At 39.8% G+C, this 22043-nt stretch carries 18 protein-coding genes and 5 tRNA genes; 18 read left to right on the forward strand and 5 right to left on the reverse strand.

Annotated elements, in window-relative coordinates; translation table 11 throughout:
* Positions 1 to 49: 49 nt before the first annotated feature.
* From ATS75_RS01420 to ATS75_RS01430, 3 genes are all read right to left on the reverse strand, one after another.
* Positions 50 to 2680, reverse strand: coding sequence for a TonB-dependent receptor plug domain-containing protein (locus tag ATS75_RS01420; RefSeq protein WP_058558641.1), 2631 nt, complete (start codon positions 2678 to 2680; stop codon positions 50 to 52).
* An 816-nt stretch (positions 2681 to 3496) separates the two neighbouring features.
* A tRNA-Pro gene (locus ATS75_RS01425) sits at positions 3497 to 3573 on the reverse strand.
* Between the two features lie 99 nt (positions 3574 to 3672).
* Positions 3673 to 4293 carry an arylesterase gene (locus ATS75_RS01430; RefSeq protein ID WP_058558642.1) on the reverse strand — a complete coding sequence of 207 codons (621 nt, stop codon included), beginning with the start codon at positions 4291 to 4293 and terminating at the stop codon, positions 3673 to 3675.
* On the opposite strand from ATS75_RS01430, the gene ATS75_RS01435 reads away from it, so the two are divergent.
* From ATS75_RS01435 to ATS75_RS01510, 16 genes are all read left to right on the forward strand, one after another.
* On the forward strand, positions 4294 to 5007 hold the full coding sequence (locus ATS75_RS01435; protein ID WP_058558643.1) for an ABC transporter ATP-binding protein: 714 nt from the start codon (positions 4294 to 4296) through the stop codon (positions 5005 to 5007).
* Entirely contained in the window at positions 4997 to 7498 is a 2502-nt protein-coding gene (locus ATS75_RS01440) for an ABC transporter permease (protein WP_058558644.1), read from the forward strand. Before ATS75_RS01435 ends, ATS75_RS01440 begins: the two co-directional genes overlap by 11 nt.
* A 159-nt stretch (positions 7499 to 7657) precedes the next feature.
* A complete protein-coding gene (gene ruvC / locus ATS75_RS01445; protein ID WP_058558645.1) occupies positions 7658 to 8182 on the forward strand; it encodes a crossover junction endodeoxyribonuclease RuvC in 525 nt (174 codons plus the stop codon).
* Between the two features lie 2 nt (positions 8183 to 8184).
* Entirely contained in the window at positions 8185 to 8805 is a 621-nt protein-coding gene (gene ruvA / locus ATS75_RS01450) for a Holliday junction branch migration protein RuvA (RefSeq protein ID WP_058558646.1), read from the forward strand.
* A gap of 7 nt (positions 8806 to 8812) precedes the next feature.
* Positions 8813 to 9820 carry a Holliday junction branch migration DNA helicase RuvB gene (gene ruvB / locus ATS75_RS01455; protein ID WP_058558647.1) on the forward strand — a complete coding sequence of 336 codons (1008 nt, stop codon included), beginning with the start codon at positions 8813 to 8815 and terminating at the stop codon, positions 9818 to 9820.
* A gap of 895 nt (positions 9821 to 10715) precedes the next feature.
* Positions 10716 to 11417 carry a protein TolQ gene (gene tolQ, locus ATS75_RS01460; RefSeq protein WP_058558648.1) on the forward strand — a complete coding sequence of 234 codons (702 nt, stop codon included), beginning with the start codon at positions 10716 to 10718 and terminating at the stop codon, positions 11415 to 11417.
* Positions 11404 to 11838, forward strand: coding sequence for a protein TolR (gene tolR, locus ATS75_RS01465; RefSeq protein WP_058558649.1), 435 nt, complete (start codon positions 11404 to 11406; stop codon positions 11836 to 11838). Before tolQ ends, tolR begins: the two co-directional genes overlap by 14 nt.
* Before the next feature lies 1 nt (position 11839).
* The gene (gene tolA, locus ATS75_RS01470; protein ID WP_058558650.1) at positions 11840 to 12769 is read left to right on the forward strand and encodes a cell envelope integrity protein TolA; all 930 of its coding nucleotides are present in this window, start codon (positions 11840 to 11842) and stop codon (positions 12767 to 12769) included.
* 9 nt (positions 12770 to 12778) lie between these two features.
* The gene (gene tolB / locus ATS75_RS01475) at positions 12779 to 14137 is read left to right on the forward strand and encodes a Tol-Pal system beta propeller repeat protein TolB (RefSeq protein WP_058558651.1); all 1359 of its coding nucleotides are present in this window, start codon (positions 12779 to 12781) and stop codon (positions 14135 to 14137) included.
* A 36-nt stretch (positions 14138 to 14173) separates the two neighbouring features.
* Positions 14174 to 14725: a peptidoglycan-associated lipoprotein Pal gene (pal, locus tag ATS75_RS01480; protein WP_058558652.1), complete on the forward strand. Its 552-nt coding sequence runs from the start codon at positions 14174 to 14176 to the stop codon at positions 14723 to 14725.
* Between the two features lie 13 nt (positions 14726 to 14738).
* A complete protein-coding gene (gene ybgF / locus ATS75_RS01485; protein ID WP_058558653.1) occupies positions 14739 to 15491 on the forward strand; it encodes a tol-pal system protein YbgF in 753 nt (250 codons plus the stop codon).
* A gap of 168 nt (positions 15492 to 15659) precedes the next feature.
* Positions 15660 to 15735, forward strand: a tRNA-Lys gene (locus ATS75_RS01490).
* Between the two features lie 90 nt (positions 15736 to 15825).
* A tRNA-Lys gene (locus ATS75_RS01495) sits at positions 15826 to 15901 on the forward strand.
* A 72-nt stretch (positions 15902 to 15973) separates the two neighbouring features.
* Positions 15974 to 16049 (forward strand) — tRNA-Lys (locus ATS75_RS01500).
* Between the two features lie 121 nt (positions 16050 to 16170).
* Positions 16171 to 17211, forward strand: a complete 1041-nt coding sequence (gene nadA, locus ATS75_RS01505) for a quinolinate synthase NadA (protein ID WP_058558654.1) — start codon at positions 16171 to 16173, stop codon at positions 17209 to 17211.
* 161 nt (positions 17212 to 17372) lie between these two features.
* Positions 17373 to 17462, forward strand: a tRNA-Ser gene (locus ATS75_RS01510).
* 56 nt (positions 17463 to 17518) lie between these two features.
* Here ATS75_RS01510 and ATS75_RS01515 read toward each other — a convergent pair.
* Together ATS75_RS01515 and ATS75_RS01520 are read right to left on the reverse strand one after the other, a co-directional pair.
* Positions 17519 to 17914 (reverse strand): DUF2750 domain-containing protein, encoded by a 396-nt coding sequence (locus ATS75_RS01515; RefSeq protein WP_058558655.1) that lies wholly within the window; start codon positions 17912 to 17914, stop codon positions 17519 to 17521.
* Between the two features lie 78 nt (positions 17915 to 17992).
* Positions 17993 to 18574 carry a TetR/AcrR family transcriptional regulator gene (locus ATS75_RS01520; protein ID WP_058558656.1) on the reverse strand — a complete coding sequence of 194 codons (582 nt, stop codon included), beginning with the start codon at positions 18572 to 18574 and terminating at the stop codon, positions 17993 to 17995.
* 140 nt (positions 18575 to 18714) lie between these two features.
* On the opposite strand from ATS75_RS01520, the gene ATS75_RS01525 reads away from it, so the two are divergent.
* Positions 18715 to 19758 carry an alkene reductase gene (locus ATS75_RS01525; protein ID WP_058558657.1) on the forward strand — a complete coding sequence of 348 codons (1044 nt, stop codon included), beginning with the start codon at positions 18715 to 18717 and terminating at the stop codon, positions 19756 to 19758.
* Between the two features lie 205 nt (positions 19759 to 19963).
* Positions 19964 to 21934 (forward strand): EAL domain-containing protein, encoded by a 1971-nt coding sequence (locus tag ATS75_RS01530; RefSeq protein WP_235591116.1) that lies wholly within the window; start codon positions 19964 to 19966, stop codon positions 21932 to 21934.
* Positions 21935 to 22043 lie beyond the last annotated feature (109 nt).

The raw sequence follows: 22043 nt of genomic DNA on the forward strand, positions 1-22043 counted from the left end.
CTAGGGTTATTTAAATAGCTTGAGTGCTATTTATGATTGGGAAGCGTGTTTAAAAGTTTTTACTATAGATTAATTGAACGGTACGACCCACAATACTGTGTATTTGATAGCTGTAGCCATACCTTAAATCAGTATTGATAGGTGGCATTTTATCAAGTACGTTACTAGAAATAAGTTGTACTTGTCCGAAGTCCGCGAACGTATACCCAACGCCAACGTCTAACGTGGTCATTGATGGAAAATCTAACCATTCAGTTCCTTCAACTTCATCTTCTGGCGTTTCCCCTAAAAATGAATCGACATGTCTGAAATTAGCAAAAGCTTGGAAGTTATCATAATAATAATTGGTATTTAAACTTGCTCTAAACTCAGGGCGGTTATAGTAACCAACATAGTCATATACTGGATCAACAGACGTTTCTTGAAACATGTACTCTAAGATATAGCTTCCTTCAAGGCCTATTTTAAATGAACCTAAATTGTCCAAGTCAAATTTTGAAGTAATAGATAAATCAATACCAGATGTGTCTAAACCAAGATAATTAGTGGTAGTTGAACCTATCTCTTGAATTTCTTGACGCCAATCTTGCTCATTTAAATCACGATTGACATAAAGGCCATCATAATTACCTAAATTACCTAAATACTCTTCATCTAAGATTGTTTTAGCACCAATAGAAGTAATTTGATTAGTAATCTCCATCGCCCAGTAATCAAGCGTTAAACTGATATCATCCGTTATGTTTATCGCTAAACCTGCAGATATTTGCTCTGAAAGTTCAGGCTTTAGATTCGGGTTAGAAAAAGTTCTGACCGCCTCATTCACATCACGACAAAATGGCGAATCAGCGCGTTCTTCAACAGGCACTGGGTTACAATATTTTGGATCTACAAAATGCTGGTATCCAACACTTTCTTCGCCCACAGCTTCATTAATATCTGCAACTCTGAAACCTTCACTGTATGATGCTCTGAGAATTATACCTTCAGAAACCTCATATCGCGCTGAAAGGCTACTAGAAAGTTGCCCTTGGTCAGGCAAACTATATTGATCATAACGTGTTGCAGCTGAGACTGTTAACTCCTCTGTGAATGGTAGCTCCAGTTCTACGTAGGCCGCTTTATAGTTACGTTCACCGACAGTATCGCCACCGTAAGCACCTTTAACACTTCCAGAATTAGACATAGCATCTTGTTGATCTGATAATGTTAATTGACGATATTCTGCACCTATGGCATACCCAATCTCACCGCCTGCTAATTCAATTGGGGCAATACTAGCCCAATCAATATTGATGCCTTTTGAAATACTAGACCCAATACGATGTTGCGTATGCCTAAACGAATCTAATACCGCGTCGGTAGCCAGCTCACCGCCTGCAGGTGCTAAAGGATTATAAAGGCCTTCATCTACAGCTGACTGAAATTTATCAGTAAAGTAATAATAATTAGACTCTTGAACAAATGAATCTTTACTGTGGGACAAGTTAATTGATAACGTTCCTTCATCTGACATCCAATTAATACCGGCATTTACATCAAATAAACTCGTATCAAACGAAAACTCTCTTGGTACTGAGCCTTCCATATAATGCATAAAATGAATAGATTGTGGATCAGATGTTGTCCTGGTTGGGTTATTAATGTTATCCGCCGCCATTGTGCCTTCTGCCCACATGGGAGTAGATGAGGTAAATGTTTCGTCTCGGGTATATAAAATGGTATTGTAAAATTCCAAATCATCAGAGATGTTATAATTAAAGCTAATAAATGCAGATGTTTTCTCAATTTCCGGTAAATAAAACTTTCCTTCCATGACATCATAACCACACCCTTCGCCATAGCTTGTTTCAGTTATATTTTCTTCAGGGCATAATGGGCTAGGGGTATCATCACCGTAATAATCGCCATTAATATAATACGTTCCCCAAGGAGAATAACTATTACTCCAACGTTTTGGGTTATGTTCAGCATCTAGGTGGGGGCGATCACCGCCAAGTAAGCTGCTATTTCTTTGATGCTCTAGTACAACTAAGGTTGAACTTTTATCATTGCTTGTTCCATACGTTAAAGAACCACCTGTTTGATCAGCGCCACCTTGCGTTGCTTTTGAAGCATTAACCGATACTTGAATGCCTTCATAATTTTTTTTAGTAATAATATTAATAACACCGCCCATGGCATCTGAACCATAAATAGAGGAGGCACCATCTCTTAAAATATCGATGCGTTCAACTACTTCTAACGGTATCAAATTAACATTTACACTATTGCCATAACTCGAAGATGAACCCGCAACACGTCTGCCATTTACCAAAGTTAAAGTACGATTCGAACCTAAACCTCTCAAATTTGAAGCAGAAAAATTACCTGAAGAATTATTAGCATGCGCTACGGTTGAACCCGCAGAGTTAAAAATACTCTGTGATAATACACTTGCGATATCATTCAAGCCTGTTGCTTGAATATCAGCTTTAGTAATAACGGTGACTGGTTTGGCGGATTCCAAATCTGTACGTAAAATACGCGAACCTGTAATTTGAATTTGTTCTATGTCTTCTTTCGCGTTTTGTTCTACTACTGCCAAAGTATTAAAAGAAGAGACTGTTAATAATGAACTGATTGTCATCACTAAGACGTTTTTTGGCATTTTAACGCCATCAGTTTTGATATACGACATGTTGTATCCTTTATGTTAATTTTGCGAATTATTAATACGCACTGTTAGTTTGCATAAAATATACAATTTAGAGTCTGGTACTGTAAGAGGCTAAAAAATGATAATTTAAGTCATATGACACTGTTCTCGTTTGTTTGCTAGTGAGTTGTAAAAAATTAAGTTATTGTTAATTCTATAGTTATTTAATAGGTAAGCTTATTTATAGAAGGTTGCGGCTAAGGTTTTTATTTGGACTTATATACATGTATATGATTTTTAATGATCAATAATTATAGATTTAGTGTTTGAAAAATAAAAACGATGGTGATTTGGAACTGATTTTGTTAAAAGTACGAGTATTAACTTAGGTTAAAAGGTTGTTTATATCTTTTAAATTATATGCATGTTAAAAGTTCGACATTACTTTTTTAGCGGTAGAATTAAATGAGCTATTCGCCAATATATAAATCTAAATTGGAATAAAATTTACACTATTCAGGTTTCAGAATACCTATGAGAAATATAAATAATGGGGTAATACTTATTTCAGTGTTCAAGCTAAAGCGTTCTGATTTAGTTAAAATTACCACTGTGACCACACTGCTCATTTGTTATTTTTAATTTAGTGTTTAGTGGGCATGATGCGATCTAGATTGCATATTAAACAGGCAGCTATAGATTTAAAGTTATTGGCGAGTATTATAAATTAGATTATCCAAGGGTGAGTAAAATAACGCAACCGATAGGATATGTGCACTGAAGCTTCGCTATTTATTAATGATTAAAATTGAATGAGCTAAACAGAAAGTAGATAGATTGAAATGAAAAGAGGTTAAATGGTCGGTATGGAGAGATTCGAACTCTCGACCCCTGCCACCCCATGACAGTGCGCTACCAAGCTGCGCCACATACCGACTATGCGAGCAATATACGTATTTTTTTCGAAAAATCAATACGATTTTGTTTGTTTGCACATTTATTATACGAGCTGGGCAAAATAATGCCCAGCAAACTTAATCGGCTAACCAATTATTGATCGATTTATACATTACATCTCGTAGTATAGGTTGAGCATCTTTGTTTGGGTGAATGTTGTCGTTTAACATCAGGGTGCTATCAGTGGCAACGTTGAGGACAAAAAACGGCATTAAGTGGCTATCAGTCTTTTCTGCGACCGATGAAAAACTGTCGGTAAACAGGCCTGTATACCGTGGGCCATAGTTGGGTGGAATCTGTATTTCCATTATGGCGACTTTAGCATCGGCTTCTTTACTGGTATTGATTAAAGCTATGAGGTTTTCCTGTAGTTTTTTTATTGGAAAGCCACGTAAACCGTCATTGCCTCCGAGCTCAACGAGTACATGACTTGGTTGAAACTCCTCAAGTAGGCCTGCTAAACGTCGCAGAGCGCCACCAGTGGTTTCACCACTAATGCTGGCATTGATAAGTTGTACACCGGTTTGTTCAGCGTCGTATTTATCTTGTAACAATTTAACCCAGCCTTGCTCTTGTTTTAACCCATAGGCGGCACTTAAACTGTCACCTAATATTAAAATTGTGTTGTCAGCTGCTGCAGTAAGTGGTTTGATTACTAACAGTAAAACAAATAAAAAACGTAGGATTGAATGCATCATATGTCAGCGCTATCTCAATTAAATATAATTCAAGTTAAAGGTCTTTCTAAAACGGTTACTACCCTCGAAGGGGATTTGCCCATCCTCAGCGACATCACCTTTAATGTCAAGTCCGGCGATTCCGTTGCAGTCGTTGGTACTTCTGGTTCAGGTAAATCTACATTGTTAAGTTTACTGGCTGGCCTTGACCAATCTAGCAAAGGTGAGATTTATTTAGATGGCGAACCGTTGCATACTTTAAATGAAGAAGCGCGTGCAGCGCTCAGGGCTGCAAAGGTTGGGTTTGTGTTTCAGTCTTTTATGTTAGTACAAAGCTTAACCGCACTTGAGAACGTAATGCTGCCTGCTGAGCTGGCTGGGGAAAAAAATGCTAAACAGCAAGCGCTTGAGCTGCTAGAAAAGGTAGGTTTGAGTCATCGGGTTGAGCACTATCCATCTCAACTTTCAGGCGGTGAGCAGCAACGTGTAGCCATTGCGCGCGCATTCATTGGTACGCCTAAGATTTTATTTGCGGATGAGCCATCTGCTAACCTTGATAGCAAAAACGGTAAACTCATTGAATCATTGTTATTCGAACTAAATCAGTCGCATGGTACTACGCTTGTTTTAGTGACACATGATGAAACACTTGCACAGAAGTGCCAACATATTTTGCAAATAGAAGCGGGGCAGTTGGTTAAAAATACGAGTGAGGTTATTGCGAATGTGGGCTAAGTTAGCATTAAAGTTATTTAGTCGGGAGTTTCGCCGAGGCGAGTTAACGGTTATATGCGCAGCAATTGCATTAGCAGTACTAACCGTTTTAACTTTATCCATGGTGACAGACCGAATAGGTCAAAGCATTGCCCAAAAAAGCAGTGCTTTCATTGCAGCAGATCGTGTGCTTGCAAGTAGTCACACGATACCGGCTGATTATTTAACTAAAGCACAAGAATATAAGTTACAAACCGCCAAGCTGACCTATTTCGACACTATGCTGTTTGCAAATGATGAAATGCAGTTGAGCTCAGTAAAAGCGGTCTCACCTGAGTACCCGCTAAAAGGTGAATTGAAGGTTAAATCAAGTTTAACTGGTACAGTAGAAGTCGCCAAACAAGGACCCAGTGAAGGGCATGTGTGGTTTAGCGAGTCAGTATTTTACGCATTAAAGGTCGAAGTGGGTGATATTGTCGAGTTAGGTGCAGCGCAATTTGTAATTGAAAAAGTGTTAGTTGAAGAGCCTGATGCGCCTTTTAATATTTTTTCAAGTAGTCGGCGTGTGTTACTAAACGAAGCTGACATTGATGCCACACAAGTTATTCAACCAGGCAGTCGAGTGTTTTATCGTCAACTCTACGCTGGTGATGAAGACGATATAACCAGTTTTTACGCGTGGCTAAAGCCGCAAATGAAGGAAAACCAGCAATGGTACGGTGTTAAAGATAGGCAATCACCTATCGCAAACAGTCTAAACCGTGCAGAAAGCTTTTTATTACTGGCAGGCCTACTCGGTATCATTCTAGCAGCTGTGGCAATAGCGGTGTCCGCGAAGCGTTATTGTGAGCGCCAATATGATCCTGTCGCAATGATGAAAACGCTCGGTGGCAGTCGAACAACAATCCGTAAGATATATTTATTACACCTCTCAATGGTGTGTTTATTATCTGTGTTGGTAGGATTAGTCATTGGCTATGGGTTACAAGAAATTGCGACAGGTTATCTAGCTAAATCAATGAGTAACAGTTTGCCGGCTGCCAGCGCAAAACCGTGGTTAGTCGCTATTAGTACCGGTGTTATTTGTGCTGTAATGTTTTCGATAAAACCATTGTTGGATCTTTTTGATATACCCCCGCTACGTGTTTTACGCCGCAACCTTGGTGATAAATTATTAGTCAGTAAAGTCCACTTGGCCATGTCAGGTTTGACTGTATTTTTATTAATGTGGCTATTTAGTAATAATATTAAAATTACGGCTATCTTGTTTATCTCTACTCTAATTTTGATCGCCCTTTTATTTGGCCTGTCTCGACTTATATTCGGCGGTGGCCGCAAACTGGGTCTTCGACCAGGGAGCAGTTGGTCGCTTGCAATTGCATCGATTCAAAAGCGAGCTAACGCAAATGCAGTACAACTGATTAGTTTTTCACTTGCTATTAAACTATTGCTATTCTTAGTCGTGCTCAAGAATGACATGATTTCTGATTGGGAGTCACAGTTACCCAGTGATGCACCCAATGCATTTTTGGTAAATATCACGGAATCAGAATTACCGGAGGTTAACTCCTATTTAGCGCAAAAGAACATTCAAGTGTCAGAATTCTATCCAACCATCCGTGGCCGTGTTAATGCTGTTAATGGTGAGTTGGTGGCACGGGAAGTGTCTCTTGAAGATAACGAGAAAAAAGACGAAGAAGCACGTTCAGGCATTGGGCGTGAGCTTAATCTTACGTGGCTTGCTGATGCACCTGCCCATAATGAAATTATTGATGGACAGTGGTTCACTGATGAGGCGATTGCAGAGGCTTCAGTTGAAGAGTCTATGCTTGCTAGGCTCGATGTGAAGATGGGTGACACTTTAACATTTTTAATTGGTGCACAGTCATTTGATGCTAAAATTACCAGTGTCAGAAAAGTGAATTGGGCAACGTTAAAGCCTAATTTTTTCATAATTTTAAGTCCAGATGTGTTAGCTGATTTTCCTGCTACCTATATATCTTCAGTACGTATTGAAGGAGAGCAAAAGCGCGAATTTAGTGAGCTGCTTCGTAATTATCCAACAATAAATGCGATTGATGTAGACAGCTTTGTTAAACAAATTCGTTCTACAATTTCACAAGTTTCACTGGCAATCGGTTTTGTGTTGGCAATTGTTGTTTTGTGTGGTGCGCTAGTCCTTATTTCGCAAGTGCAAGCAAGTTTGGGTGAACGTATGCAGGAAATTGTCATTTTGCGAACATTAGGTGCAAAGGGGCGGCTAATAAAAAACGCAACGCTTTATGAGTTTTTGTTATTAGGGGCATCGGCAGGATTTGTGGCTGCTTTGATCAGTGATCTAGCTTTACTTGTTGTGCAAAAAGAAATGTTTGACCTTGCAGGTAAATTACATCCACATATTTGGCTTTTAGGTCCATTAGCTGGCGGGATATTTGTCTCGGTTTTGGGCTACATGATGATTGCCAGAACCATGCGTAAAAATACGCAAGGTCTACTGCGCTCTCTCGCGTAATAAAGTAGTGTAAGAATAAAACACACCCGCATAAGCGGGTGTTTTTTTATGCGCGGTTTGAAAGTAATCAACGATAAAGTGAAAATCACATGTTTACTGGTAATTTATACAGTGCTCTGGCATTATTGCGTTATTACCTTTTAAATAACAGGTTTTTAGTTGGCTATAATTTTAGGAATCGATCCAGGCTCTCGATTAACAGGGTATGGTGTAATCGAGCACAAAGGTTCAAAATTCAATTATTTAGGCAGTGGCTGCATCAAGTTAGCAGATCATGAGTTTCCTATTCGTTTGAAAATGATTTATCAAGGTGTTAGCCAGTTAATAGAACAATTTTCTCCTACAACATTTGCCATTGAAAAAGTATTTATGGCGCATAACCCTGATTCTGCACTTAAGCTAGGCCAAGCTCGAGGGGCTGCAATTGTGGGGGCATCGATGGCGGCGCTACCTGTTTTTGAATATTCAGCACGGCAAATAAAACAAGCTGTCGTTGGTCATGGTGGAGCGGATAAATCCCAGGTTCAGCAGATGGTTAAAAACATATTAAAACTGCCTGGTACGCCACAAGCCGATGCAGCTGATGCGCTTGCAATTGCAATTTGCCATGCGCACTCAGAACAAAATTTAATAAAACTAGCGGGTAGTGCGTCAAAAACCGTTAGAGGAAGATTAAGGAAATAACAATGATAGGTCGTTTAAATGGTATTCTGGTTGAAAAGCAACCCCCTGAAATACTGATCGAAGTCAGTGGTGTTGGCTACGAAGTTAATATGCCAATGACGTGTTTTTATGATTTACCTGCTGTGGGTGAATCAGCAATAATTTACACACACTTTGTGGTAAGAGAAGATGCTCAACTCCTCTTTGGTTTCAATAATAAAGTAGAGCGTGCTTTATTTCGTGAGTTGTTAAAAGCAAATGGGGTAGGGCCAAAACTCGGTTTAGCAATTTTATCGGGCATGTCGGCACAGCAGTTTGTGAGTTGCGTAAATAATGAAGATGCGACCAGCTTAGTTAAATTACCTGGTGTTGGTAAGAAGACCGCTGAGCGTTTAGTGCTTGAAATGAAAGACAGGCTAAAAGATTGGGGTAATGACTTATTCACCCCATTTAGCGATAATGCCGTCATTGAACCGGTTGCAAGTGATACGTTGGTCGCGAATAATGCATCAGACGATGCCGTATCTGCATTAGTCTCTTTGGGCTATAAACTTGCGCAGGCACAAAAAACAGTAAAAGCGGTTTGTAAGCCCGGTATGTCTACAGAGAATCTAATCAAAGAATCTCTAAAATCAATGTTGTGAGTAAACCATGATTGAAGCTGATCGTCTTATAGACGCAAGCGAACAAAGTAATGAAGACGTTGTTGATCGCGCAATAAGACCAAAATTACTCGCTGATTACACGGGCCAGCCCCATGTTAAACAGCAAATGGAAATATTTATAGAAGCGGCACGAAGTCGTGCAGAAGCACTTGACCATTTATTGATCTTTGGCCCGCCTGGCTTAGGAAAAACAACCTTGGCTAACATTGTTGCAAACGAGCTTAAAGTCAATATTAAAACCACATCTGGCCCTGTGTTAGAAAAAGCGGGGGATTTAGCTGCGCTTTTGACTAATTTAGAAGAAGGCGATGTACTTTTTATAGACGAAATACATCGGCTTAGCCCGCAGGTTGAAGAAATTCTTTATCCTGCAATGGAAGATTACCAACTTGATCTTATGATCGGTGAAGGCCCTGCGGCTCGCTCTATAAAGCTCGATTTACCTGCTTTTACATTGATTGGCGCAACAACCCGTGCTGGGTCACTAACATCACCACTAAGAGATAGATTTGGTATTGTTCAGCGTTTGGAGTTCTATTCAGTGGCTGATTTATCAACTATTGTCGGACGTTCTGCACATTACCTAGATTTAGAAATGTGTGAGGATGGTGCAATTGAAATTGCAAAACGTTCAAGAGGAACTCCCCGTATTGCAAATAGGCTCTTGCGCCGAGTGCGTGACTATACGCAAGTTAAATCAGACGGGACTGTAAATGCTGATGTGGCAGAACTTGCGCTGAATATGATTGATGTAGATAAAAGTGGCTTTGATTATATGGATCGAAAATATCTGCTCTCTATTATTGAAAAATTTATGGGAGGGCCTGTAGGTTTAGATAATTTGGCTGCGGCGATTGGTGAAGAAAAAGAAACAATTGAAGATGTGATTGAACCATTCTTAATTCAACAAGGGTTTATCCAGAGAACGCCAAGAGGGCGTATTGTCTCAGAGATTGCTTATGGGCACTTTGGTTTATTACCCAAAAAAGATTAAGTTTTCAGATTGCATTAATGGTACCTTCTACACCTAGTAGGCTAATTAATGCAATTAACCCCCATTTATGTACCTAGTTAGTTTATAAGTCACCCTATTGATCTTTTATATTTAATCCTCCTGATTTAGTTCACTTACTGTTAAGCAAGTAGCCCTTATTGTGAGTGCCAAAAGGAAATAAGAATTTTAAGCAAAAAAAAACCCGCATAAGAATGCGGGTAAACAACAAGTTGAAGGAAGTAATCCAGGGTATACGGCTTAAATTAATCATGTTTTATCATGGTGCTTTTAAGCAATGCAATACGAAAAATCAGAATCATATTGCTAAGAACTGTGCTTAATAACGGTGTGTTATTACTGCGCTAGCTCGGTATGGGAGAATAATACTCAAAAGTTGTTTTTTGTTCAAACTAGAAAAATTTCTTTTTCAGATTAAAAAAACTAATGTCAATTATATTATCTTAGTCTTTATTTTAAGCTTTAACTTTAATTTTTTTTCATAGGTTATTGTAATTAATGTTTTTATTGCCTTATAAATAATATCGCTGTGATTAGTTTAATTTTTGCTTTAGATATACTTGTTTGTAGTTTTGCGTGTTTATGCATTTTATGTGAATAAAGTCTGCATTTGTGTTGTTTTTTTCGTATAAATAAGCGCGGAAAGTCCAAGGTTAAATTCAACAACGTTTCTGTTGAAATGGTTACTTTAGAATCAGATGTGTATTAATGAAGCATTACTTTGGGTTTTCACCGTTTTTTGCTGCTAATTCGTAGCAACATCGTTGTCAGTTACCGACACAGTGGATACACTAGCCTGAACTATTGGCTATTTCATTGGTCATACTCGCACATTATAAAATGCGTACTTAACAAGAAATTGAATTGGGAGTTTATTGTGGGATCAGGAATTAATTTTGTAGATTTAATCCTCGAAGCAAGTGTATTGGTACAGTTAGTGATGTTATCGCTAATGGGTATGTCAATCATGTCATGGGCAATTATTTTTCAGCGTAAAAAAGCAATTTCAGATGCATTGATAGAAGCAAAGCGTTTTGAACAGAAATTTTGGTCAGGTATTGATTTAAGTAAACTCTACAATGAAATTTCGTCTCGTAGCCGAGTAACCGGTGTTGAAGCATTATTTATCGCAGGTTTTAAAGAATTTGCGCGCCACAAGAAAACATCATTTCAAAGTGCAAGTATTGTCATGGAAGGCACACACCGTTCAATGCGTGTCGCGCTGTCACGTGAAATAGAAAAACTTGAGTCAAGTTTATCGTTTTTAGCAACGGTTGGTTCAATCAGTCCATACATCGGCTTATTTGGTACTGTTTGGGGCATCATGAATGCATTTATTGCCTTGGGTGAAGTAAAACAAGCAACATTGCAAATGGTTGCACCTGGTATTGCTGAAGCACTTATTGCAACTGCAATGGGACTTTTTGCCGCTATTCCAGCGGTTATTGCTTACAACCGTTTTTCTAATAAAGTTGAAAAGCTTGAATCAAATTACATCAACTTTATGGAAGAGTTTGCAAACATTTTACACCGTCAAGCAGCTACACAAATAGAGGCAAAAGCGAATGTATCAGCGTAAAAAACGTCGCCCAGTTGCTGAAATAAATGTAGTACCATACATTGATGTAATGTTGGTGTTACTCATTATTTTTATGGCAACCGCACCGTTAATTACACACGGTGTAAAAGTTGATTTACCAAAAATGGAAGAATCTGATCTTGTTGATACAAAAGACACACCGCCAATCATTGCTTCAATAGATGCGCAGGGTAAGTATTATGTTAGTGTGGGTACTAATCCTGAAGAGCCTATGGAAGCACTCGATGTTGCTGCTGTTATTAAATTACAACTAATGAAGAACCCAGAAACGCCTGTGATGATTAAAGGCTCCGGTAAAGTGTCTTATCAAGAAGTGTTGTTATTGATGGACTTTTTAAAAAACGCAGGTGTTCCTTCGGTTGGCTTAATGACGGAATCATTTGAAGGAAGTAAAGGCTAATATGGGTGCTTCAGTATTAAAATCGGTGTTGTTACACTTACTTATTATTGGTGGGATTATCGGCTCTGCTAGTTTTCATATGCCCAGCCCAACGGTGCTTGAAGTTACGCTAAATACTCAACCTATGCCTAAGGCAGAAAATGCAGTTTCGGCTGTAACGGTTGATCAAAAAATGGTTGAGCGAAAAATTGCTGAGTTAAAGCGTAATGAAGAAGCACAAAAACGTGCAGAAGATAAACGTATACGTGATCTTGAACGCCGTGCAAATAATGCGCGGAAACAACGTGAAGAAGAAGCAAGGCGCATTAAAAAGCTAGAACAAGAACGACGGGCCAAAGAAAAAGAAACGGCTCAAGCACAAGCTCAAGCTAAAAAAGCGCGTGAAATTGAACAAAAAGAACGTGCTAAAGCGCTGCAAGCTGAGAAGCAAAAAGAAGAAGCAGAGCAAGCAGCAAAAGCGGCTGCAGATAAGCGTAAAGCTGAAGAAGAAGCCTTGAAAAAAGCGGAAGAGCAACGCGCACGTGAAGAGCAAGAAGCGAAGGAACGTGCAGAGGCTGCCGAAGAGGCTCGCTTAAAAGCGTTACAGGAGCAAATGCTACAAGACCAATTGGCTCAAGAGCAGGCTGCGCGTAACAAGGTTCGTCAACAGCAAGTGGTTGGTGAAGTCGAAAAATTTAAAGCTTTGATCATGGCGCGTATTCAGCAAAACTTTTTAAAAGACGTGAAGATGAGAGGCAAAGAATGCCGCCTTAATATTCGTCTAGGTTTTAATGGTCTTGTAACTCAAGTAAAATCGTTGGGTGGAGACACATTAGTCTGCGAAGCTGCAATGCGTGCTGTGCGAATGGCTGACACGCTTCCGGTTTCAAAAGATCGTGACGTATTTGAGCAATTAAAAAATATTAACTTAACTATAGCGCCTCAATTTTAAAGGATTGATATGTTTAACCAGATAAAAACGGCATGTTTTATTGTATTACTGGGCTTTCATGGCATAGCCAGTGCAGCATTAGAGATCGTGATAACAGATGGTATCGATGGCGCAAGGCCTATTGCAATTGTGCCGTTTAAATACAACGGCATAGGGCCAATTCCACAAAAGCTAAGCGACGTTATCGCACAAGATTTAATGCGCAGTGGTAAATTTAAACCAATCAGCGTCAACGATATGCCTCAGTTACCCAGCAAAGACAGCGACATTGACTACGCCGCATGGGTGAATCAAGGGGTAGAAGCGATATTAGTTGGTAATGTAGAGCAACAACCAGACGGTCGCTATTTAGTCAGTTATGAGTTAATAGATGTCATTCGTGGTCAAATCACCGGTGGTGAGACGCAAATTATGAACAACGGTCAACTTATTAAAAGCCAAGATCACATACAAGAGGCGCGCGAAAGCATTATTGCAGAAAATGGCTTTAGACGTTATGCACACAGAATAAGTGATGTGGTTTATGAAAAGTTAACGGGTGAACGAGGTGCTTTTTTAACAAAAATTGCGTACGTAATCGTGCGTGATGAAGAACCGATGCCATATCAACTCGTTGTTGCTGACTATGACGGGTTTAATGAACAAGTTTTATTGCGCTCAAAAGAGCCACTAATGTCACCAGCATGGTCACCAGATGGCACTAAACTCGCGTATGTGACGTTTGAGAACCGTCAAAGCCAAATTTACATGCAAGATCTTTACACTGGTAAGCGCGAATTGATTACCAGTCATAAAGGGATTAATGGTGCACCTCAGTTTTCACCGGACGGTAAAAAACTACTACTTGTTCTGTCAAAAGACAGAAACGGTGCGACGGAGGTTTACATGCGCGATTTGGGTACGGGTAAAGAAACCCGTTTGACAAATCATCGTAGTATAGATACCGAGCCATCTTGGCATCCAAATGGCCAAGATATTGTTTTTACCTCTGAAAGGGGTGGTAATGCTCAGATTTATAAGTTAAATTTACAAACCGGCAGGGCGCGCAGAATGACGTTCGATGGTGATATGAACCTTGCCGGTTCAATTACGCCAGACGGCAAAGAATTAGTGATGGTTAACCGTACACAAGGTCAGTATCATCTCGCTAAAAAAGAGTTGGCTAGTGGCGCGTTTCAAGTACTTACTCGTACGCGCTTAGATGAATCACCGAGTATTGCGCCAAACGGCTCAATGATCATCTATAGCACGCTCCATAATAATAAACAGGTACTGGCGCTGGTATCAATGGACGGTCGCTTTAAAGCACGTTTGCCTGTGCTAAATGGAGAAGTTAAGGCCCCAGCATGGTCGCCTTACTTACAGTAATAAATTGCTAGTTTATACAATATAGGAATCTACTCAATGCAACTTAATAAAATACTCAAAGGCCTGTTAATCGCTGTGCCAGTTATGACTTTAGCGGCGTGTAGCTCTTCATCAGATATCGATGAAGGCGCAGCAAACCAAGCAAATCAAGCAAATCAAAATACTGCTGGGCAAACAGTGCAAAATGATACAGTTGAAGTGTCGACACTTACACCTGATCAACAAGCTCAAGAAGAGCTTCGCCAAAAATACGAGTCACTTCGTCAAGAACAAATCATTTATTTTGATTTTGATAAAGCAACAATTGAAGGCAAATATGCTGAATTGTTACGCGCACACGCAGAGTTTTTAGTACAGAACCCGTCTGTTAAATTACTTATTGAAGGCCATGCAGACGAGCGTGGTACGCCAGAATATAATATTGCGCTGGGTGAGAACCGTGGTCAATCAGTTGAAAAATACCTACAGAGTTTAGGTGTTTCTGCTAGCCAAATGTCAGTTGTGAGCTATGGTGAAGAGAAGCCAATGGTTAAGTCTCGCACTGAATCAGCTTTCGCAAAAAACCGCCGTGCGGTATTAGTTTACTAAGATTAGAGACATTATGAAGCCGAAAATTATTTTGGCAGCAATGATCTTAAGCGGGAGCACCCAATTATGGGCTGCTCCCGCTCCTGTTTCAGATGCTGCAAACTCGCAATCAAGCGTTGAAAAACGTTTAGCTGCACTTGAACAAATGATGCAATCACGTAATCTGTTGCAGGTAGAATTACAGCAACAACTCAATATCCTGCAAGATGAAGTCAGTCAGGTACGGGGTATTACAGAAGAACAAAGCTACAAACTAGAAAAAGTTCTTCAGCGTCAACGCGAACTTTATCAGGAAATTGAAAACCGTGTAAGTCAAGCGTATTCACAGCCAGCTCAAACGCCTCAAACTGACTACAGTGAACCTTTGGCAACACAAACAATCAGTGCTGACTTATCAGAGAATGAAGCTTACGATCGTGCTGTGGCGTTAATAATGAAAGATAAACGCTACGATCAGGCAATTCCTGAGTTTCAAGCTTTCTTGACGACGTATCCAAACTCAGTGTATACCTCAAATGCACATTATTGGTTAGGGCAGTTACTCACGATTAAAAATGACTCAGTGCAAGCTTCTGAACATTTTAAAGTGGTTGTTAATGAGTTCCCAAATTCTAATAAGCGACCAGATGCTATGTTAAAGCTGGGTACTTTACTGCATGAACAAGGTTTAACAGAACCTGCGTTAAAAACGTTGAATGATTTGATCAGCCAATACCCAAGCACGACTGCTGCAAAATTAGCCACTGAACGACTGGCGAAAATGTAGAATGAGCTTGATTAGACTGCTTTTTGTCATAAGCGGTCTAAAATTGGTCAACTAGACATAAAAACTTAAAAAAAGAGACATTTTCTGTTGCACTCATTTTTTAAATAAGTATTATAAGCGCCCGCAGCAAACGAATGGTTCAACCACTCAAATTGCGGCAAAAAGAGCGGGTCATTAGCTCAGTTGGTAGAGCAGTGGACTTTTAATCCATTGGTCGATGGTTCAAGTCCATCATGACCCACCATCTATTATTTAGTGTATATTTAATAGTGTGGTCTTTTATCGGCGGATTTACGTATTAGTGTTTAGTTACATTAACTTGTAGCAATAGAGCGGGTCATTAGCTCAGTTGGTAGAGCAGTGGACTTTTAATCCATTGGTCGATGGTTCAAGTCCATCATGACCCACCATTCATTTATTCAAGTAATGAATGGTTCAATCGGCGGATTCACGCAGCAACTACTTCACAGTAGATCAAGAGCGGGTCATTAGCTCAGTTGGTAGAGCAGTGGACTTTTAATCCATTGGTCGATGGTTCAAGTCCATCATGACCCACCATTCTTGATATTAAATCTCCTTATATTTAATTCTCACAGACCCTTTAACCCTACTGTTATTTAGCACTAGATTCTCGTATAATTCGCCCCATAATTGCACTGTAAACTTAAGTGGTCGAGAAATGAGTCTAGCTCAAACTATAATGCCTGAAGGATATATCTTTCCTCCTAAGCCAGCTCCGTTAAACAACGATGAGCAAGCGCAATATAAGGCACGAATAAAACAATTATTGATAGATAAAAATGCGGTACTTGTAGCCCATTATTATACAGATCCTGAAATTCAAGCGCTTGCAGAGGAAACGGGTGGCTGTGTTGCTGATTCTTTAGAAATGGCGCGCTTTGGCGCAAAACATGATGCAGATATGATCATCGTTGCTGGTGTCCGTTTTATGGGTGAAACTGCTAAAATTCTTACGCCCAATAAAACGGTGGTAATGCCGACGCTTGAAGCAACCTGTTCGCTTGATATTGGCTGTCCAATTGATGAATTCTCAGCGTTTTGTGATCAGCACCCTGATCGAAAAGTCGTTGTATATGCGAATACTTCTACAGCGGTAAAAGCACGTGCTGATTGGATTGTGACTTCATCGTGCGCGCTTGAAATAGTTGAACACCTAGATGAAATGGGTGAAAAAATTATCTGGGGCCCTGATAAGCATCTTGGTGCTTACATTCAAAAGAATACAGGCGCAGACATGATCATGTGGGATGGCGCGTGTATTGTGCATGATGAGTTTAAAACCAAAGCGCTTAAAGATATGAAAGCACTTTACCCTGATGCTGGCGTATTGGTTCACCCTGAGTCACCCGCAGAAATTGTTGAATTAGCAGATGCTGTTGGCTCTACGAGTCAATTAATCAAAGCCGCACAGACAATGGATAATCAAAAGTTTATTGTGGCCACCGATCGCGGTATTTTTTATAAAATGCAGCAGCTATGCCCAGAGAAAGAATTTGTCGCAGCGCCAACGGCAGGCGAAGGCGCCACCTGTAAAAGCTGTGCACATTGCCCGTGGATGGCAATGAACGGTCTCAAAGCCATTGAGGAAGCTTTACTAGATGCAAACGGTAAAGAAGTGTTCGTGGATATGGGCCTTCGTGAAGGCGCACTCACGTCGCTTAATAGGATGCTTGATTTTTCTGCTTCACTACAGCGCTAATAAAGTTAAATAAAATAGAAATACTGAGAAAAGCCGTTAAAAACGTAATTAATGGCTTTTTTTGTTTATATACTAAGCAGTTGAATTGCATTGCAGAAAAACACCTTGCACCACAGGACGCTATTACTTACTATTGCAACGCGTTTTAAATTAGCGCATTTGGTGAGGTGGCTGAGTGGCTGAAGGCGCACGCCTGGAAAGTGTGTTTAGGTTAATCCCTAACGAGGGTTCGAATCCCTCCCTCACCGCCATTTGATTTAAAAAAAAGCGACCTTAGGTCGCTTTTTTGCTTTTACGTTATTAAAAGTCAATAACGCTTCTTTTTTGCGCTTAGTTGCGCATCAAATTCATCCGGGAATAAAATAGTACCGTCATCGTCTTCGGTTGGAAACACGGCAATGAGTAGGTCGTCTTGTTCAAGGCCAGGTGTCCATCTGCTTTGCCAGTCTTTTAAGGGAATTGCTTTTGCGGTGCAGTTTTCCCACTCACCAGTTGCCCAGGCTTCAGCATAGATACGTTCAGGCCATACCGGCACGCAGTCATCATCTTCATTCGCAAGCATGACGCATCCGTCATCGTCATTTAATATCCATACTTGCTTAAGTTCTTGAACAGTTTCAAACATAAATGCCAGTCTTTTTTTTGCTCCTAAACCCAAGATAGTGTCGAACTTTTCAGTTGCGCTCGCTGTTGCGTTATTCATATAAAGGCTCACTTGTGATTGGCTGTCGTATTACTTTAGTATATTGACTAATATGACAGCTTGTCGATTGCTTAAAAATTAATTACTAATTACGCTGAATAAATCATCGGCTAGTTGATTAATGTCTTTGGCGTTGTTATTTGTTAAGGCGTAGGTTCTTAGCCCATATAAACCCATTGCGAAAAAGCGCGCAAGTTGTTGGGCAGATCGATTAGGGGTTATTTCATGTTGTGTGATTGCACGATTCAATTGAAAAGCGATAGCCTGTTCATAGGCATTTAAGTTATCACTCAAAACCTTACTTATTTGACTATCTTGCCCTTCCACTTCAGTGATGCTTTTAGTGAGCAAACATACTTTCATGCTATCGCCACCTAAACACTCAGTGACCACTAACGCCAAGTAGGCACGTAAGTTAGGTAAAACGGGGGCGTTATTACAAAAAAAGGCATTGAATTGTTGATTTTTATCGGTTTGATATTGTTCTATAGCCGCTAAAAAGACCCCTTTTTTATTGCTAAAAGCGGCGTAGAGGGAGCCAGGATGCAATCCTGTTACTTGGGTTAATTTTTGCATGCTTGTTTTTGCATATCCACATTGTGTGAATGCAAGCATGGCTTGGCGTAAAACAAACTCACGATCAAACTCTGCAACCCTCATAAATTCTCGCTTTATTTAATCTGTTAACTTAGGTTAGAGATGGCAGTTTACTTAATCTTGAACAAATATTCAAAAATAGACTTGAATATTCAATTCACCACCCTTATCTTGAATGTACACTCAAGATAAGGAATGCAAGCATGACAACCGACTTACTGACTCCCTACAAACTGAATAATACAATTGAACTACAAAACCGTATACTAATGGCGCCACTGACTCGTTGTATGAGCGACGACAACTTAGTACCAACGCAAGCCATGGTCGATTATTACGCGCGTCGCGCAGATGCGGGCCTTATTATCAGCGAGGCTACGATTATTCGGCCTGATGCGCAAGGGTACCCAAACACCCCAGGTTTATTTACCAATGAGCAAGTGCAAGGGTGGAGAAAAGTGACTGATGCAGTTCACGCAAAGGGCGGTAAAATATTTGCTCAACTTTGGCATGTAGGCCGTGTTGCTCATCCACACTTCTTTGATGGTGAAGTGCTTGCGCCTTCGGCTATTGGTATTGAAGGCTCTGTGCCTCGCATGCGTGAATTAACGTATCAAACACCTAAAGCTGCAACAATTGAAGATATTAAATCATTGATAAACGATTATGCAAAGGCAGCCGAAAACGCCGTTGAAGCTGGTTTCGACGGAGTAGAGATCCATGGCGCTAATGGCTATTTGATTGATCAGTTTTTACATTTTGCAGCCAATGTTCGCGAAGATGAGTACGGCCAAACCCCTGAGAACATGTCACGTTTTGCACTTGAAGTGGTTGACGCTGTTATTGCTAGAATTGGCGCGGACAAAACAGCCCTTAGAGTGTCTCCTGGTGCGTACTTTAATATGGCGGAAGATAATCGCGATAAAGCCGTTTTTGATTACTTATTAAAAGAATTAAACACGCGCTCTCTTGCTTATTTACACGGTGGTATCTTTGACGACAGTATGCGATTTGAGAGCTTGCAAGGTAAGAAAATCTCCGAGTATTTACGCGAAAACTACCAAGGTTCGCTTGTTGGGGTAGGGAGTTATACTTATGAAACAGCCCGTGATGCAATTAACAACAATCAATTCGATTTGATTGCCATAGGTCGTCCATTTATAGCTAATCCCGATTACATTCAAAAAGTCGCAAGCAAAGAAGAGTTAGTTGCTTATGATGAGTCTATGCTTGCAGAACTTGTATAAAAATTGGAATTAACTATTAGGTGCAGTGTTTTGGTCCTGCACCTTATTGGTACTAAAAGGGGGTTTTTATTATCAACGAAGTGTTTAACTAACTTTTTATAAATATTTACTTTATAATTTAAAAAAAGTATTTCACAGAGAGCGTAAATTGTTGGCTATTAAGTACGTTAATGACGTTTTTTCGCGATTTGCTAATTCACGGTTTGTGTTGTCATTACGTGAATCTTTCATTGCTCTTCTACCTTACTTTGCATGCTCTGCTCTAGCCATATTGGTATTGAATGCGGCAGTTAATTTTTCATTTATATCTTCTTCTGATGTTTTATATAACGTCATCCAAAAAAGCTCTAATGCCATTCTTTTGTTGTTTCCGGTCATGGTGGTGCTATCAGTCGGTTATCACTTGTCAAAAAACTTAGGCCAGAGCGCCATCGTTGGCAGTATGCTTGCGCTCATTGCTTTTACAATTCACAGTGACTTTTTAACCTTTAGTCCACAAGGCGTCTTTGTTGATGCTACGGGCGCATCAGCCTACGCAATATTAATCCCTTCCTTAACCAGTTATCTATTGATGTTTGCTTATAAATTGCTACCGCAAACATTTTTTGAATCTACGCTTATCAGTGGTTTTTTAAAAGAAAAACTGCTACTGATTTTACCGTTTGCAGTGGCCTTTTTTAGTGTATACCTAATTGTCCCCGTAATTGAAAGTATTATCCAAGCTGTATTATTGAATGTCGTGCCTATGGAAGATGGCAGCTCAGTGGCAGAGCAGTTATTTAAACGAATGGTAATGATTCATGGGTTTTGGTTTTTTGGTGTCCATGGTGATAATATTTATTCAATAATGTTTAACCAAAGCTTTTTAGATGCAGATATATTCCCCGGGCTTAAAGCCAAAACTTTCTACGATACATTTGTACTGATAGGCGGCACTGGTTGTTTTATTGGCTTGATAGTAGCAGCATTATTTTTAACCAATGCAAGTCATGAAAAAAACATTGCCCGCATTGCAATGCCTTTTTCTATCTTTAATTTCTGTGAGATTATCCTTTTTGCGTTACCGGTGTTTTTAAATCCTCTGCTGCTGATCCCCTTTATTGTGGTTCCTTGTTTTAATTTTGTGGTCAGTTACTTTTTAATTTCAGCCGGGGCAGTTGGCTACCAAGAGGTTTCAATAAGTTGGATGACCCCCACCATTATCAACGGCAGTATGGTCGGTACTGACCTTGTTGCGCCAATATTGCAGGTGTTTTTAATAATCTGTAATGCCTGTATTTATTATCCATTTTTACGCTTGAGCAGCGAAAAAAACGACTATCAATTGGCATTTAATAAGCTTAGTAGTCAGCTTAATGTCAGCGAGCGCTTTGCTGCAAAGTCTGAGCAGCGTTTTATAGAACAGCAACGCGAGACTAATTCTTCACTAATGCAGCTGACGACAGTGCTTAATACCATTTCACAATCGCGGCTTGCACTTTATTATCAGCCCCAGATTGATATTGAAACCGGGAAGGTGTGTGGATTCGAAGCGTTATTAAGGCTTATAAAAAAAGATGGGACGATCACAGGACCTTATTTTTTAGATACGTTAATTGAGCACAAACAAACCGCTATTATTGATCATTGGGTCATTAAGCAGGCTCAACGTGATCTCCGCCAATGGAAAAATGTGGGTTTTGAGCCTGTGATTAGCATTAATGTCAATCCTGATGTATTAACCAGTGAATCAATGATCAATAAAATATGTGATCTCTATACAGATTTTCCTAATCAAGTAAAAATTGAAATTGTGGAATCGAGTTATTTAACGCAACAATCATTGGTTACCAAACACATAGAAAAACTACGTTCTCGAAATATCGAGACAGTGTTGGATGATTTTGGTACCGGATACTCTAGTTTATCTATGTTGGCTAATTTGCCGGTCAAACATGTCAAATTAGATCGTAAGTTCTTGCTGCAATGTCAACAGCCCGCAGGTGAGGTACTGTATCAACAAGTATCTGAAATTTTCGCAAAACTTGGCTTTTCAGTGGTCGCTGAGGGCATCGAAACCGAGCAGGAACTCGCGTGGGTAAAAAGTTTAGGAATTCAAACAGCTCAAGGCTGGCTTTATGCACCTGCATTGCCCAAACATACGATCCATGATTTTGCACTAAAGATTGTTAAATAACTGATCCTAAAGATTTAAATGCCATAAAAAGGTCATGTTTTAGTCACTATTCCGTCAATAAAAATACGTTTTTCTGTCACTTATTATCACCATAATGTCCCCGCTTACA

Source organism: Pseudoalteromonas sp. H105 (assembly GCF_001469215.1).
Lineage (GTDB): Bacteria > Pseudomonadota > Gammaproteobacteria > Enterobacterales > Alteromonadaceae > Pseudoalteromonas.